The sequence below is a fragment of the Janibacter melonis genome, from assembly GCF_003721155.3.
Classification (GTDB): domain Bacteria; phylum Actinomycetota; class Actinomycetes; order Actinomycetales; family Dermatophilaceae; genus Marihabitans; species Marihabitans melonis.
Genome location: NZ_CP044548.2, coordinates 2473906 through 2487624 on the forward strand (window position 1 = coordinate 2473906; position 13719 = coordinate 2487624).

Here is a 13719-nt window from a genome sequence, read left to right on the forward strand (position 1 = left end):
AGACAGACATGACTGCACGCACGAAGGGGACCGCCGCGATCGTCGGCCCCGGCAACATCGGCACCGACCTGATGTTCAAGCTCATGCGCCGCTCCGAGATCATCGAGCCGCGCTACATGATCGGCGTCGACCCGGCGAGCGACGGCCTGCGCCGCGCGAAGACCCTGGGTCTCGAGGCCAGCCACGAAGGGGTCGACTGGCTCCTCGCGCAGGACGAGCTGCCCGACGTCGTCTTCGAGTGCACCTCGGCCAAGGCGCACCAGGCCAACGCCCCGCGTTACGCCGAAGCCGGCATCCTCGCCGTCGACCTCACCCCGGCCGCCGTCGGCCCCTACCTCTGCCCGCCGGTCAACCTCGACTTCAACCTCGACGCGACGAACGTCAACATGATCACCTGCGGTGGTCAGGCGACGACGCCGATCGTCGCGGCCGTCTCCTCCGTCGTCCCGGTCCCCTACGCCGAGATCGTCGCCTCGATCTCGAGCAAGTCCGCCGGCCCCGGCACCCGCGCCAACATCGACGAGTTCACCGAGACCACCTCAGAGGCCCTCGAGGTCGTCGGCGGCGCGTCGAAGGGCAAGGCGATCATCATCCTCAACCCGGTCGAGCCCCCGTTGATGATGCGCAACACCGTCTTCTGCGCCATCCCCGAGGAGGCCGCCGAGGCCGGCGAGCTCAACGACCGGGTCCGCGAGTCCATCGCCGCCATGGTCGAGCGCGTCCAGGAGTACGTCCCCGGCTACCACCTGCGTGCCGAGCCGCAGTTCGACCACGCCCGTGACCTGTGGAACGGCATGGCGCGGGTCACCGTCCCCGTCGAGGTCAAGGGTCGCGGCGACTACCTGCCCGACTACGCCGGCAACCTCGACATCATCACCTCGGCCGCGGCCCGGGTCGGCGACATGATGGTCGCCCACCGCCTCGGCGTCGAGACCGGCTGGGTCTCCGAGGACCCGGCCACCACCCCTTCGCCCGACACGAAGCAGCAGGAGGTCTCGGCATGAGCGAGATGACCCACCCCATCCCGGAGTTCTCCGGCGGCGTCGACGTGCGCCTCACCGACACGACGCTGCGCGACGGCTCGCACGCGATGTCGCACCAGTTCACGGAGGAGCAGGTCCGCACGACGGTCCGTGCCCTCGACCAGGCCGGCGTCCAGGTCATCGAGGTGACCCACGGCGACGGGCTCGGCGGCTCGAGCTTCAACTACGGCTTCTCCGCCGTCGACGAGATGTCCCTCATCAAGGCCGCCCGGGCCGAGGCCGAGCGGGCCAAGATCGCCGTCCTCCTCCTGCCCGGTCTCGGCCGTGTCCACGACCTGCACCAGGCCCGCGACAACGGCGCCGACATCGCTCGCATCGCCACGCACTGCACCGAGGCCGACGTCTCGATCCAGCACTTCGGCGCAGCCCGCGACCTCGGCATGGAGACCGTCGGCTTCCTCATGCTCAGCCACATGGTCACGCCCGAGGAGCTCGCCAAGCAGGCGCGCATCATGGTCGACGCCGGCTGCCAGTGCGTCTACGTCGTCGACAGCGCCGGCGCCCTCATCCTCGAGGACGTCTCCGAGCGCGTGAGCGCCCTCGTCTCCGAGATCGGCTCGCAGGCCCAGGTCGGCTACCACGGCCACCAGAACATGTCCTTCGGCGTCGCGAACTCCGTGCTCGCCTACCGCGCCGGAGCCCGTCAGATCGACGGCTCGCTGTGCGCGCTCGGCGCCGGGGCGGGCAACTCCCCCACCGAGGTCCTCGCCGTCGCCTTCGAGCGCCTCGGCATCTCCACCGGCGTCGACATGGACGGCATCCTCGGCGCGGCCCAGGACGTCGTGCGGCCCTACATCCGCCGGCTGCCGTGGATGGACCGCTCCTCGATCACCCAGGGCTACGCGGGCGTCTACAGCTCCTTCCTCATCCACGCGGAGCGGGCCTCGGAGCGCTACGGCGTGCCGGCCCACGCGATCTTGTCGAAGGTCGGCGAGTACGGCTACGTCGGCGGCCAGGAGGACATGATCATCGACGTGGCGCTGGAGCTGCAGAAGCAGCACGAGATCGACATGGGCGACCTCCAGGCGCTCGGGGCGACCTCCTGATGGCCGCCCAGCAGTGGGACGTCGAGTCCGTCGCCGCCGAGCTGCTCGCCTGCGAGGACGAGCGTCGTGACCGGGTGAAGTTCACCGACGAGTGGCCCGAGCTCGACGTCGCGACCGGCTACGAGATCCAGGACCTCACCCTCGCCAAGCGCCTCGAGCGCGGCGAGAAGCTCATCGGGGTCAAGCTCGGCCTCACCTCGCGCGCCAAGCAGCAGCGGATGGGGGTCGACACCCCCTTCGTCGCCTGGCTCACCGACGCGATGATCCTGCCCGCCGGCGACCCCGTGCCCCAGGACGCGCTCATCCACCCCCGCATCGAGCCCGAGCTCGTCTTCGTCATGGGCGAGCGGCTCGAGGGCCCCGGTGTCACGGGCGCGCAGGCCATGGCGGCCGTCGCCGCCGTGCACGGCGGCGCCGAGGTCATCGACAGCCGGTACAAGGACTTCAAGTTCGCCGCCGGCGACGTCATCGCCGACAACGCGAGCTCGGGCGCCTTCGTCACCGGTGGGCTCGGGCTCGCCCCGAGCGAGGTCGACCTCTCCCTCGAGGCCGTCCTCGTCGAGGTCGACGGCGAGGTCGTCGACTCGGCGACCGGCGCCGCGGTCCAGGGTCACCCCGGCGAGGCGCTCGCGCTCGCCGCGAACGACCTCGCGACCCGCGGCCACGCCATCGAGGCCGGCTGGGTCGTGCTCACCGGCGGCATGACCGACGCGGTCTTCGCGCCGCCCGGGTCGAGCGTGGCCTGCCACTTCAGCAACCTCGGCTCGGTCTTCATCAGCGGTGGGACGAAGGGGGACGCCTGATGCCCGTCGTCCAGATCACCCTCACCCAGGGCCGCTCGCCGCAGGCGATCCGCTCGATGATCTCGAAGGTCACCGACGCGATCGTCGAGGCCGAGGTCGCCCCCAAGTCCAACATCCGCGTGCTCGTCACCGAGATCCCCCGCGAGCACTTCGCGGCGGGCGACGTGACGATCGCCGAGCGGCTGGCGTCGCAGGACGCCTCCGCAGAGAGGAGCTCGTCATGAGCGACACCTTTTTCGGTCACATCATCGACGGCGTCGAGGTCGAGTCGCTCGACGGCGGCCGTTTCGACGTCTACAACCCGTGGACGCAGGAGGTCTGGGCCCAGGCCGCCGAGGGCGGCGAGGCCGACGCCGACCGCGCGATCGCGAGCGCCCGCACGGCCTTCGACGAGGGCCCGTGGCCCCGCATGGGCCGCGTCGAGCGCGCAAGGCTCATCCACCGCCTCGCCGACCTCATGGAGGAGCGCACCGACGAGCTGGCGACCCTCGACAGCACGAACATGGGCAAGCCCCTCGCCCAGGCCAAGCACGACGTCGCCCGCTCCGCCGACAACTTCCGCTTCTTCGCCGACCACCAGCGCGACCACGTCGGCTCGGTCTTCCCCATGGACAGCGGCCACCACACGTACAGCGAGTTCGGCCCCGTCGGGGTCGTCGCGGCGATCTCGCCGTGGAACTTCCCGCTGATGATGGCGACGTGGAAGATCGCGCCCGCCATCGCGTGGGGCAACACGTGCATCATCAAGCCGAGCGAGGACACCCCCGCCTCGGTGACCCTCCTCGGTCGGCTCGCGGTCGAGGCCGGCTTCCCGCCCGGTGTCCTCAACGTGCTCAACGGCCACGGGGCGCCCGCCGGCGCCGCCCTCACCGGTGACGACCGCGTCGACCGCGTGACCTTCACCGGCTCCTCGACGACCGGCAAGGCGGTCATGGCCTCGGCCTCGACCCACCTCGCCCCGGTCTCCCTCGAGCTCGGCGGCAAGGGCGCGAACGTCGTCTTCGACGACGCCGATCTCGACAACGCGGTCCACTGGGCGGTCGAGGCGATCTTCCGCAACTCCGGGCAGATCTGCCTGGCCGGCTCGCGCCTCTTCGTCCAGGACGGCATCTACGACGAGTTCATGGAGCGCTTCCAGGCCGCGGCCGAGGCGCTGCCGATCGGCGACCCCTTCGACCCCGAGACGAAGTTCTCCGTCCTGGCTTCCAAGCGCCACTACGACAAGGTCGTCGGCTACGTCGAAGGGGTCGAGGCCACGGGCGGCACGATCCGCACCGGCGGCGTCGACGGCGAGGGCCGCTGGCTCGTGCGACCGACGATCATCGAGGACCTGCCCCTCGACGCCCCCGCGTACTGCGAGGAGATCTTCGGGCCGGTGTGCGTCGTCAACCGCTTCTCGACCGAGGACGAGGTCGTCCACCTCGCCAACGACACGCGCTACGGGCTCAACGCGATGCTCTTCACCGAGGGCCTCTCGCGGGCCCACCGGGTCTCCTCCCGGCTCAAGGCGGGCACCGTGTGGGTCAACTGCTTCTTCATCCGCGACCTGCGCACCCCCTTCGGCGGTGTCGGCGACTCCGGCGTCGGCCGCGAGGGCGGGGACTTCAGCCGTGAGTTCTTCACCGAGCCCAAGGCCGTCGTCATGCAGATCGACCGCACGAGCGCCTGACCGCAGCACCCTCCTCAGGGGTCGTCCCGGGCACACGTCACGCGTGCCCGGGACGTCTGCGTTGTGACAACTCCGGCGATCCTTGGCAGGCTGGACGACTGCCCGAGACGAGAGGAGGGCGACGATGAGCCGCGACGGCGAGGAGCCCACACCCCTGGACGACGTCCTCTTCGGCGACCCCGAGCGCGCCCAGGACGGCGCGGACGCGACGACCGAGCTGCCGCGCGTCGAGGACGGCGAGGACACCCCGACGCAGGTCATGGCCCGCCCCCCGCAGGCGACCTCCGACGCGGTCCCGACGCACTGGTGGACCGAGGACGAAGGGGGGTCCGAGACCCCCGCCGGCCGGTCGGCGGCCACCCCGCAGACCCCTGAGCAGACCCCGCAGCAGTGGGCGGCCTACCGCCCCGGCTACGAGCGCCACCCCGACGACCCGAGCACCGGGGTCTCCCCCGCGGCCGGCACGGGTGCCGCCGTCGGCGGTGCTGGCGCAGCCGCGTACCAGGCGCCGCCGCCCCAGCCCGGCCCCCAGCACCACCCGCAGAGCGCGGCCCCCGCGCCGCTGCCCCGGGCGCCGCAGCGCTCGGGCGGCGGCCGCACCGCGGGTCTCGTCCTGCTCCTCGTCGGCGCCCTCGTCGCCGGTGCGCTCCTGGCCGTCGCCGGGCTGCGTCTGCTCGGTGACGACGAGCCGAGCAGCACCGCGAGCTCGCCCGCGCCGACCTCCTCGTCCGCGGACGGCGGCCAGCCCTCGTCGTCCAGCTCCAGCAGCAGCTCGAGCAGCAGCTCGAGCAGCTCCTCCTCGCCGACCCGCGCGGGCGTGCTGCCCGAGGGCGCGACCGCGTGCGGCACCGCGAAGCAGGGCCTTCGGGCCGGCACCGCGACCGAGGTGACGTCGTGCCCCTTCGCCGAGGCGGTCCGCGACGCCTACCTCGCCGACACGCCCGGCAGCGACGGCTCGGCCACCCTGCTCGTCAAGAGCCCGGTGACCGACCAGACGTACACGATGCGCTGCTCCGGCGCGACGGTGACGACGTGCACCGGGGGCAACGACGCCTCGGTCGTCCTCTACTAGGCCGCTGGTGAGCCGCGGCGCCCGCCGGGCGCTCGTCCCGGTCGTCGCCGCGCTCGCCCTCGCGGGGTGCACGGCGAGCCCCGTCGACCCCGGGCCGACGACGACCTCCGCCTCACCGAGCCCGACCGCGACGCGGTCCGCGTCGCCCGCCCCCGAGCGGGCGACGCTCGACGCGGCCACCCGGCGTGACCTGCGGGCAGTCATCTCCCGCCACCCCGACGAGCAGGTGAGCCTGGCCGTCGCCCCGGTCGGGGGCTCGGGCGCCCCCGCTGTCATGGGTCGCGACGAGGCCCTGCCCGCCTGGTCGACGATCAAGGTGCCGCTCGCGCTCGCCGCGACCCGCGCGGCCCCGGACGACGGCTCGGTCGAGGCGGACGTCGAGCTCGCCCTCACCGCCTCGGACAACGACGCCGCGCTGCGGCTGTGGCAGGGGCTGGGCTCGCCGAGCCGGGCGCAGCGGGCGGTCGAGGACGTCCTCGCCGACGGCGGCGACCGTCGTACGACGGTCCAGCGCCGCTCGACCGTGGCGGGCTTCTCCCCCTTCGGGCAGACGCGGTGGCGCGCCTCGGACCAGGCGCGCTTCGTCGCCGGCGCGGTCTGCCTGCGCGACGCGGAGACCGTCACCGACCCCATGGGTCGGGTCCTCGACTGGCAGGCGTGGGGCGTCGGCCGGCTCGACGGCTCCCTCGTCAAGGGCGGGTGGGGGCCGACCGACGACGGCTACGTCGCCCGTCAGCTCGGGGTGATGAGGGGTGCGAAGGGGGAGCACGTCGCCGTGACCATGACGATCCGGACGAGCAGCTACGAGCGCGGCAGCGCGCTGGGGGACGAGCTGGCGGAGGTCCTCGAGGAGCACGCGGGGGACCTCCCGGGCGGGCGCTGCGAGAAGGCCTCTCACAGCCGCTGAGGGGGTAGGAGCCATACCGGGAGTCCTCGACGGGGAGTTCTGGCGCTCAGATCGGCCGCCACGGGCGCGCACGTGCGTGCGTTGTCGCGCTCGGGCGGTAGACTGAGGGCACATCATGGACACACGTCGGACGGCGCGCTCACGGCGCGCCGTCGGCATGACGACGAGGAGACCTGTGGCCGAGCAGGACGACACCCCAGGCACCGACGAGATCTTCACCCCCGCGGAGGCAGAGCAGGCCCGCGCCGAGCACGAGGCGGCGGCCGAGGCCGCCCTCGTCGCCGCCGGCGACGACCCCGCCGCGTACGACGCGAGCGCGATCACGGTGCTCGAGGGTCTCGAGGCCGTCCGCAAGCGTCCAGGCATGTACATCGGCAGCACCGGCGAGCGCGGCCTGCACCACCTCGTGTGGGAGATCGTCGACAACTCCGTCGACGAGGCCCTGGCCGGCTACGCCACCTCGATCACCGTCACGCTCATGGCCGACGGCGCCGTCCGGGTCAAGGACGACGGCCGCGGCATCCCCACCGACATGCACGCGGGCGAAGGCGTGAGCGCGGTCGAGCTCGTGCTCACCCAGCTGCACGCCGGCGGCAAGTTCGGCGGCGGCGGGTACAAGGTCTCCGGCGGTCTGCACGGCGTCGGCTCCTCGGTCGTCAACGCGCTGTCGACGCGCCTCGACGTCTGCGTGCGCCAGAAGGGCTACGCCCACCGGATGTCCTTCGACTACGGCGTCGCCACCGCTCCGCTCGAGCGGATGGAGGAGACGCAGGAGACCGGCACGACGATCACCTTCTGGGCCGACGCCGCGATCTTCGACTCCGTCGAGTACGACTACGAGACGATCCGGGCGCGCTTCCAGCAGACCGCCTTCCTCAACAAGGGCCTGACGGTCACCCTCATCGACGAGCGCGTCGAGCGGGACCAGGACGCCGACGAGGACCTCGACGCCGTCGACGCCGACATCACCGAGGTCGAGCACGACGACGACGCCGGTGACGGCGGCCAGGCGACGACGAAGACGGCGCGCACCGTCACCTACCGCTACGAGAACGGTCTCGTCGACTACGTGACCCACCTCGTCGGCAGCAAGAAGGCCGAGCCGGTCATCGACACGATCATCGACATCGAGACCGAGGACACCGAGCGCTCGCTCTCCCTCGAGATCGCGATGCAGTGGACGACCGCCTACAGCGAGTCGGTCCACACCTACGCGAACAACATCAACACCCACGAGGGCGGCACCCACGAGGAGGGCTTCCGTGCGGCGCTGACGAAGATGATCAACGACTTCGCGCGCAAGCAGGGCCTGCTCAAGGACAAGGACGACAACCTCACCGGCGACGACATCCGCGAGGGGCTCACGGCCGTCATCTCGGTCAAGCTCGGCGAGCCGCAGTTCGAGGGCCAGACGAAGACCAAGCTCGGCAACTCCGAGGTCAAGGGCTTCGTCCAGCGCGCGATGACCGACGAGTTCGGCCACTGGCTCGAGGCCAACCCGACCAAGGGCAAGGACATCGTGCGCAAGTCGGTCCAGGCGGCGACCGCCCGGATCGCGGCGCGCAAGGCGCGCGACGCCACCCGCCGCAAGGGCCTGCTCGAGTCCGGCGGCCTGCCCGGCAAGCTCTCGGACTGCCAGAGCAAGGACCCGACGATCTCCGAGGTCTTCATCGTCGAGGGCGACTCGGCCGGCGGCTCGGCGAAGGCGGGTCGCAACCCCGAGAACCAGGCGATCCTGCCCATCCGCGGCAAGATCCTCAACGTCGAGAAGGCCCGCATCGACCGGGTCATGGCCAACACCGAGGTCCAGGCGCTCATCTCCGCCTTCGGCACCGGCATCGGCGAGGACTTCGACATCGCCAAGGCGAGATACCACAAGATCGTCCTCATGGCCGACGCCGACGTCGACGGCATGCACATCCGCACGCTGCTGCTCACGCTGCTCTTCCGCTTCATGAAGCCGCTCATCGAGGCCGGGTACGTCTACCTCGCCCAGCCGCCGCTGTACCGGCTCAAGTGGAGCAACCACGAGCACGAGTTCTCCTTCTCCGACCGTGAGCGCGACGCGATGATCGCCCACGGCCAGAGCCAGGGCTGGCGCCTGCCGAAGGAGAACGGCGTCCAGCGCTACAAGGGTCTGGGCGAGATGAACTACCAGGAGCTGTGGGAGACCACGATGGACCCCGACTCGCGGGTGCTGCTCCAGGTGACCCTCGACGACGCCGCCGCGGCCGACGAGATGTTCTCCGTGCTCATGGGCGAGGACGTCGAGTCCCGCCGCTCCTTCATCCAGAAGAACGCACGTGACGTGCGCTTCCTCGACATCTGACCGGGGCCCGAGCACCCCCCTTCGCCCGAACTTGCGAGCTAGAGGACGACATGACTGACACCCCCGACGGCACCGGCACCGAGGTCACCACCGACCGGATCGACCCGATCGACCTCAACGCGGAGATGCAGCGCAGCTACATCGAGTACGCGATGAGCGTCATCGTCAGCCGTGCGCTGCCCGACGTGCGCGACGGCCTCAAGCCGGTGCACCGCCGCATCGTCTACGCCATGTACGACGGCGGCTACCGCCCCGACCGCGGCTACAACAAGTGCTCGCGCGTCGTCGGCGACGTCATGGGTCAGTACCACCCGCACGGCGACAGCGCGATCTACGACGCCATGGTGCGCCTCGTGCAGGCGTGGTCGCTGCGCTACCCGCTCATCGACGGCCAGGGCAACTTCGGCTCGGCCGGCAACGACGGCGCGGCCGCGCCCCGGTACACCGAGTGCAAGATGGCGCCGATCGCCCTCGAGCTCGTGCGCGACATCGACCAGGACACCGTCGACTTCGTGCCGAACTACGACGGCAAGACGCTGCAGCCCGACGTCCTGCCCTCGCGCTTCCCCAACCTGCTCGTCAACGGCTCGGCCGGCATCGCCGTCGGCATGGCCACGCAGATCCCGCCGCACAACCTGCGCGAGGTCGCCGACGCCGCCCAGTGGATGCTGCAGAACCCCGAGGCCAGCCGCGAGGAGGCCCTCGAGGCGGTGATGAAGCGGATCACCGGTCCGGACTTCCCCACCGGCGCGCTCATCATGGGCACCCGCGGCATCGACGAGGCGTACCGCACCGGTCGCGGCTCGATCATCATGCGCGCGGTCGTCGAGGTCGAGGAGCTGCAGGGGCGCACCTGCCTCGTCGTCTCCGAGCTGCCCTACCAGGTCAACCCCGACACCCTGGCGCTGAAGATCGCCGACCTCGTCAAGGAGGGCCGGGTCCAGGGCATCGCCGACATCCAGGACCACACCTCCGGTCGCTCCGGCCAGCGGCTCGTCATCGTGCTCAAGCGTGACGCGGTCGCGAAGGTCGTGCTCAACAACCTCTACAAGCACACCCAGCTGCAGACGAACTTCGGCGCGAACATGCTCGCCCTCGTCGACGGGGTGCCGCGCACGCTGCCGATCTCGGCCTTCATCCGGCACTGGGTGGAGCACCAGATCGAGGTCATCGTCCGGCGCACGAAGTACCGCCTGGCCAAGGCCGAGGCCGCGATCCACATCCTGCGCGGCCTGCTCAAGGCGCTCGACGCGCTCGACGAGGTCATCGCCCTCATCCGCGCGTCGCGCACCGTCGAGGCGGCCCGTGACGGGCTGATCAACCTGCTCGAGATCGACGAGGAGCAGGCCCGCGCCATCCTCGAGATGCAGCTGCGCCGGCTCGCCGCGCTGGAGCGGCAGAAGATCATCGACGAGCACGACGAGCTCGAGGCCCAGATCCTCGACTACCAGGACATCCTCGCCACGCCCGAGCGGCAGCGCAGCATCGTCTCCGAGGAGCTGCAGGCGATCGTCGACAAGTACGGCGACGACCGGCGCACGCGGATCCTGCCCTACGACGGCGACGTCGCGATGGAGGACCTCATCCCCGAGGAGGACGTCGTCGTGACGATCACCCGCGGCGGCTACGCCAAGCGGGTCAAGGTCAGCGAGTACCGCAGCCAGAAGCGCGGCGGCAAGGGCGTGCGCGGCGCGACGCTGCGCGGCGAGGACGTCGTCGAGCACTTCGGCACGACGACCTCGCACCACTGGCTGCTCTTCTTCACCAACTTCGGTCGGGTCTACCGGGCGAAGGCCTACGAGCTGCCCGAGGCGTCGCGCGACGGCAAGGGCCAGCACGTGGCGAACCTCCTCGCCTTCCAGCCCGAGGAGCAGATCGCGGCCGTCCTGGCGATCAAGGACTACCAGGCGGCGCCCTACCTCGTCCTGGCCACGCGCAACGGCCTGACGAAGAAGACGCGTCTCACCGAGTACGACTCCCCCCGCTCCGGCGGTCTCATCGCGATCAACCTGCGCGACGGCGACGAGCTCGTCACCGCGGGTCTCGCCTCCGCCGCCGACGACCTGCTCCTCGTCTCGCGCAACGCGATGTCGGTGCGCTTCCACGCCACGGACGAGCAGCTGCGCCCGATGGGGCGCGGCACGAGCGGTGTCACGGGCATGAAGTTCCGCGACGGCGACTCGCTGCTGTCGATGCAGGTCATCGAGGAGGGCACCGACCCCGACGTCTTCGTCGTCTTCGAGAACGGCGTCGCCAAGCGCACGCCGGCCTCGGAGTGGACGGCGAAGGGCCGCGGCACCCTCGGTGTCATGGCCGCCAAGTCGGGCAAGGGCGGCCAGCTCGTCGGGGCGCTCACGGTGAGCGAGGACGACGAGGTCATGGTCGTCATGGAGCGCGGCAACATCGTGCGCTCGGCGGTCACCGAGGTCTCCCGCACCGGCCGCAACACCATGGGAGTCTCCTTCGCCACCCCCCGCAAGGGCGACGCGATCGTGGCGGTCGCGCGCAACGTCGACCGGGGTGTCGCAGCAGAGGTGGAGGACGACGCGGTAGCGTCGGATCCTGGACCTGCGTCCGAGGACGGCTCTGAGCCGGTCACGGATGCCACGACTGACAGCGGGGACCAGGCCCCCGGAGGTGACCAGTGAGCGACACGACGGTGATGCAGGCCTCTCGCGGCAGCGAGGGCGCGAAGGGGGCGGGCGCCCCCCGTCCCGCGGCGTCCCGACCCGCTCGAGGCGGTCGTCGGGTCAAGCTCATGGTCTCGCGGGTGGACCCGTGGTCGGCGATGAAGGTCGGCTTCCTCCTCTCCGTGGCCCTGGGCATCGCGATGGTCGTCATGAGCGCCGTGCTGTGGAGCCTGATGTCGGCGATGGGGGTCTTCGACTCGATCAACTCCCTGGCCAGCCAGATCATCGGTGACGGCTCGGGCCAGACCTTCGACATCATGGACTTCCTCGGCTTCGGCCGGGTCGTCTCGCTGTCGGTCGTCGTCGCGGTCGTCGACGTCGTCCTGCTGACCGCCCTGGCCACCCTGGGCGCCTTCCTCTACAACATCGTCGCCAGCCTCGTCGGCGGCCTCCACCTCACCCTCACCGACGACTGAGGGCTGCGACGACCCCAGGGACCCCCGCGTTTTGGCTGCGACGCCAGCCGTGGGGTAACCTCGGGCGTCGCGTCAGCCACGGTGGTTGAGGTGCGAAGGCCCCCAGGGCCTGAGCCTCGAAACCACGCATGCGGTCGCACACGGGCCTATAGCTCAGACGGTTAGAGCGCTTCCCTGATAAGGAAGAGGTCAGAGGTTCAAGTCCTCTTAGGCCCACCCGAATCCCCCCTTCGATGCCCGACCACGGAGCAGCCGATGAAGAAGATCCTCGCCCTCGCTGCCGTCGCCGCAGGAGCCGCGTACGCCCGCCGCAAGATCGAGGCGCAGCGCTCGGAGAAGGACCTCTACGCCGCAGCTGCCGCCGGCGGCCAGCGCGGAGGCACCGCGTCCGCCCCGCCGCGCGACGTGTGGGCCGCGGCCACCGACTCCCGCGCCTGACGGGGTCGCACAACTTCACATCCAGGGGCCATGGCGCAATTGGTAGCGCACCTGCTTTGCAAGCAGGGGGTTAGGGGTTCGAGTCCCCTTGGCTCCACCGCAGGTCATGGCCCTTTCCGCTTCCCAGGAGAGTCCGCCTACAGCGTCCGCAACCCAGAATGTTGCGGCAGTGGCGTCCTCACGACCCTTCTTTGAGCTGGCTCCCGAGCGGCCTGAGCGGCTTCCGAGTCGACGCCGAATACACCTGCGAGTAGGTCTCCGCCGCGCCATTGTCGGCTGATCGGTCCTGGCGGCAAGGGCCCGAGCCGACGCCGACTGAGTAGGTCACTCCTCGGGCCAATCAACCCGATAGTCGAATCCTATCGGGTCCAGATCGGCGTCCTCGGGGTACCAGTACTGGATAGTGTTCTGGCCCACATCCGGGTTGATCTCGCCCTCGTCGTCAAAGATCATGCCGGACCAGACTCCGAGTATGCACTGACCAGGGTGTTCACGCGCCCACGCGACTTCTGCCCGGGTGACGATGACGGATGCACCGCGCGTTGTGGTCCCCTTGGCCTCGAGATACACGACCTCATGCCTCCGTCTAGCGATGGCGTCATAAGGGGCGATGAGGTGGGTGTCTTCGACGTGCCACCCATCTCGAGCGAACATCCACATGAGCCAGCCCTGGGCCGCCATCTCGACCTTGTGCCTCCGCTCGGCATCTAGCATCCGACCCTGAGCACGTGCTCGCGAAGTCCAGCGCCCCGGTTCGATCCAGCTCTCGGCAGCCTCCTCCCATAGGTCCTCTTCGTCGTGAGTCGCCGGTGCGCCACCGTCGAGAATCACCAACGCTTCTGCAAGCGCGCGGAGACCCAGCGCGGTGACGTTGCCTCCGCCCATAGATTCACTTTCACGTGAGTCGTAGCGGGCGTACCAAGGCAGGCCGGCGAGGCGGATAATTTCTTCGGTCGTGTCCGTGCGACTGCGGTAGGCGACGCCCGCTCGCTCTGCGGCCGCCCGAAAGACACGTGCGGGAACCGTACCGCGCTGGATGCCTGTCACGTCGATCAGGGCCAGCCCGAGCATGTTGGTAAGAACGTCCGTAGCGGCTTGCTTTTCAGACGGCACCAGGGCCCTCCTTGCCTCGCGACATAGCTGACCAGCTCAGACTGGACACGTGGCTGTCACTGAAGGTCCCGAGGTCAACGGTGGGCATGGGTCATTTCCTATCATCGATCCTGTCCCGACGGGTTCGTGTTCGGCGAAATCTTGCGACGAGACGGCTCTGCTCGCGAGTCATGAAACTCGTCACGCCCGGAAC

Annotated in this window: 12 protein-coding genes and 2 tRNA genes; 13 read left to right on the top strand and 1 reads right to left on the bottom strand. The window is 70.3% G+C overall.

All coding sequences use genetic code 11. From position 1 onward, the window contains the following. Nucleotides 1-8: 8 nt before the first annotated feature. The 13 genes from EEW87_RS11800 (at nt 9) to EEW87_RS11860 (ending at nt 12510) form a co-directional block, all read left to right on the top strand. Nucleotides 9-1004: an acetaldehyde dehydrogenase (acetylating) gene (locus tag EEW87_RS11800; protein ID WP_123093236.1), complete on the top strand. Its 996-nt coding sequence runs from the start codon at nt 9-11 to the stop codon at nt 1002-1004. Further along, nucleotides 1001-2089: a 4-hydroxy-2-oxovalerate aldolase gene (gene dmpG / locus EEW87_RS11805; RefSeq protein ID WP_205473719.1), complete on the top strand. Its 1089-nt coding sequence runs from the start codon at nt 1001-1003 to the stop codon at nt 2087-2089. The genes EEW87_RS11800 and dmpG overlap by 4 nt, the downstream gene beginning before the upstream one ends. Then, nucleotides 2089-2892: a 2-keto-4-pentenoate hydratase gene (locus tag EEW87_RS11810; protein WP_068270942.1), complete on the top strand. Its 804-nt coding sequence runs from the start codon at nt 2089-2091 to the stop codon at nt 2890-2892. Before dmpG ends, EEW87_RS11810 begins: the two co-directional genes overlap by 1 nt. Next, on the top strand, nt 2892-3116 hold the full coding sequence (locus EEW87_RS11815; protein WP_123093235.1) for a tautomerase family protein: 225 nt from the start codon (nt 2892-2894) through the stop codon (nt 3114-3116). The genes EEW87_RS11810 and EEW87_RS11815 overlap by 1 nt, the downstream gene beginning before the upstream one ends. Then, nucleotides 3113-4561, top strand: coding sequence for an aldehyde dehydrogenase (locus tag EEW87_RS11820; RefSeq protein ID WP_123093234.1), 1449 nt, complete (start codon nt 3113-3115; stop codon nt 4559-4561). The genes EEW87_RS11815 and EEW87_RS11820 overlap by 4 nt, the downstream gene beginning before the upstream one ends. Nucleotides 4562-4685: 124 nt before the next feature. Beyond that, complete coding sequence (locus tag EEW87_RS11825) at nt 4686-5633, top strand: hypothetical protein (protein ID WP_123093233.1); 948 nt, start codon at nt 4686-4688, stop codon at nt 5631-5633. A gap of 7 nt (nt 5634-5640) precedes the next feature. After that, nucleotides 5641-6540 (top strand): serine hydrolase, encoded by a 900-nt coding sequence (locus EEW87_RS11830; protein ID WP_123093232.1) that lies wholly within the window; start codon nt 5641-5643, stop codon nt 6538-6540. 115 nt (nt 6541-6655) lie between these two features. Continuing rightward, nucleotides 6656-8869 (top strand): DNA topoisomerase (ATP-hydrolyzing) subunit B, encoded by a 2214-nt coding sequence (gyrB, locus tag EEW87_RS11835; protein ID WP_225985092.1) that lies wholly within the window; start codon nt 6656-6658, stop codon nt 8867-8869. A 50-nt stretch (nt 8870-8919) separates the two neighbouring features. Continuing rightward, nucleotides 8920-11517, top strand: a complete 2598-nt coding sequence (gyrA, locus tag EEW87_RS11840; protein WP_123093231.1) for a DNA gyrase subunit A — start codon at nt 8920-8922, stop codon at nt 11515-11517. Further along, nucleotides 11514-11975, top strand: coding sequence for a DUF3566 domain-containing protein (locus EEW87_RS11845; protein WP_224766930.1), 462 nt, complete (start codon nt 11514-11516; stop codon nt 11973-11975). The genes gyrA and EEW87_RS11845 overlap by 4 nt, the downstream gene beginning before the upstream one ends. 142 nt (nt 11976-12117) lie before the next feature. Beyond that, nucleotides 12118-12191 (top strand) — tRNA-Ile (locus tag EEW87_RS11850). A 39-nt stretch (nt 12192-12230) separates the two neighbouring features. Beyond that, nucleotides 12231-12413, top strand: coding sequence for a DLW-39 family protein (locus EEW87_RS11855; protein WP_068270957.1), 183 nt, complete (start codon nt 12231-12233; stop codon nt 12411-12413). Between the two features lie 24 nt (nt 12414-12437). Continuing rightward, nucleotides 12438-12510 (top strand) — tRNA-Ala (locus EEW87_RS11860). A gap of 227 nt (nt 12511-12737) precedes the next feature. On the opposite strand, the gene EEW87_RS11865 is transcribed toward EEW87_RS11860, so the two are convergent. Further along, nucleotides 12738-13526, bottom strand: a complete 789-nt coding sequence (locus EEW87_RS11865; protein ID WP_123093230.1) for a protein NO VEIN domain-containing protein — start codon at nt 13524-13526, stop codon at nt 12738-12740. Nucleotides 13527-13719 lie beyond the last annotated feature (193 nt).